The organism is Streptomyces sp. SID3212, from assembly GCF_009865405.1.
GTDB lineage: Bacteria > Actinomycetota > Actinomycetes > Streptomycetales > Streptomycetaceae > Streptomyces.
The window spans coordinates 1-1,946 of record NZ_WWJY01000628.1; the positions used below are offsets into that span (position 1 = coordinate 1).

At 74.5% G+C, this 1,946-nt stretch carries 2 protein-coding genes and 1 pseudogene; 2 read left to right on the top strand and 1 reads right to left on the bottom strand.

Features of this window, described 5'->3' with window-relative positions; genetic code table 11:
• Window positions 1-386, top strand: a pseudogene (locus GT042_RS18810) (hypothetical protein); the annotation flags it as partial.
• A 35-nt stretch (window positions 387-421) separates the two neighbouring features.
• Here the strand turns inward: GT042_RS18810 and GT042_RS18815 are convergent.
• Entirely contained in the window at window positions 422-1,288 is an 867-nt protein-coding gene (locus GT042_RS18815) for a DNA-formamidopyrimidine glycosylase family protein (protein ID WP_161309888.1), read from the bottom strand.
• A gap of 243 nt (window positions 1,289-1,531) precedes the next feature.
• On the opposite strand from GT042_RS18815, the gene GT042_RS18820 reads away from it, so the two are divergent.
• Window positions 1,532-1,946: alpha/beta fold hydrolase (locus GT042_RS18820; protein WP_161309889.1), on the top strand; the 415-nt coding region annotated here is incomplete at its 3' end.

Below are 1,946 nucleotides of genomic sequence, written 5' to 3' on the forward strand. Positions count from 1 at the left end.
CGCTGGTGGTCGGCGGTCCGCTCGCGGTCCTCCTCGCGGATTCCGCGCCCGGCTCGTCGCGGGGGGTCACGGCCGCCCGGTGGACGGCGACGGACCCGGTGACCGGGACGAAGGCGGCGGTGACGGCCCTCGCGACGACGTGGGGGACGGAGGTGGGGCTGGAGATGCTCCGTTCCGACGCGGCGGGGGTGTGCGCGCTGGTCGCGGTCGGACGCGACGGGTCGCGGCAGACGGTGACGACCTGGAAGGCGCTGGCGGACGGGGCGGAGCCGCTGGTGACCCGGGGCGGGGCCGCGCTGCCGCCGGAGGGGATCGACCACTTCGAGGTCAGGACGGCGGACGGGGTGCGGCTGGTGTCGGTCGGGGGGACGGCGCAGGGCGGCTGACGCCCGCGGGCCCGATGATCCGCGGCTCTGTCTCTCTACTTGAGGAGCCGGGACAGCCTGCGGTCGGCCAGGAGCTTGCCGCCGGTCTGGCAGGTCGGGCAGTACTGGAGCGCCGAGTCGCTGAACGACACCTCGCGGATCGTGTCGCCGCACACGGGGCAGGGCTCGCCCTTGCGTCCGTGGACCCGGAGGCCGCTCTTCTTCTCGGCCTTGAGGCGCCCGGCGGCCACTCCGCGCGAGCGCTCGATCGCCTCGGTGAGGGTCGAGCGCATCGCGTCGTGGAGAAGCGTGATCTCGTCCTCGGTGAGGTTCTTCACCGGTTTGAACGGGGACATCTTCGCGGCGTGCAGGATCTCGTCGCTGTACGCGTTGCCGATCCCCGCGATGAGCCCCTGGTCGCGCAGGGCGCCCTTGATCTGCCGCCGCTCCCCCGCGAGCAGCCGGGCGAGGGCGTCCCGGTCGAAGGCGGGGTCGAGCGGATCGGGCCCGAGGCGGGCGATGCCCGGCACGTCCTGGGGGTCGCGGACGAGGTGGACCGCGAGGCGTTTGGTGGTGCCCGCCTCGGTCAGGTCGAAGCCGTCGCCCTCGGCGAGGACGACCCGCAGGGCGAGCGGTCCCTTGCCGGGGCGGGGCGGCGCGGGCGGGAAGGTGTCCTTCCAGCGGAGCCAGCCGGCGCGGGCGAGGTGGACGGCGAGGTGCAGCCCCGCGTCGGCGGCGACGATGTCGAGATACTTGCCGAACCGGCCCACGGAGGTGACCGTGGAACCCTCCAACGCGGAGAGCGGCGGATCATAGGTCTTGAGGACGTTCACCGTGAGGGGCAGGACACGGACGATCTCCTTGCCCACCAGGTGGCCGTCCAGGAACTCTCGGAGGGCTTCGACTTCGGGTACTTCCGGCATGCCTCCAGCGTGCCGGAAGCGCGCCGCGAATGCCCGGCGAGCACGTCGGAGCCCCTGGACGGGCCGTCGGCCCGTCCGGGGGACGGTCGGCGACGAATAGATCCGGAGGAGGCGGGCCCGGTCCTGGGTGCCGCCCGTCGGAAGAAAGGCATTCCCGTGCCCGTACGTGACCGCCGAGCGAGCGTCTCGCCGGCCCTGGTGCTCGACAGCACCGCCACCCGGCCCCGCGCCGCCGTCCTGCTGATGCACGGAGGGCGCTCGGAGAGCGAGGAGCCGCCGTCACGCCTGAACCTGCCGGGCGTGAGGTTGTGGCCCTTCACCCGCGCGGTGCTGCGGGCCACGGCCGGGCTGGACGTGGTGGTGGGCCGGGTGCGCTACCGCCACCGGGGCTGGAACGGCACCCGCGCCGACGCGGCCCGCGACGCGTGCCGGGCGCTGGACGAGCTGGAACAGCTGATCGGCCTGGTGCCGGTGGTGCTCGTGGGGCATTCGATGGGCGGTCGCGCGGCCCTGTCGGTGGCCGGGCACGACCTGGTCAGCGGGGTGGTGGGCCTGGCTCCCTGGTGCCCGCCGGACGAGCCGGTGGCACAGCTCGGCGGCCGGGGCGTGGTCCTGCTCCACGGCGACCGCGACCGGGTGACCGACCCGCGCGGCAGTG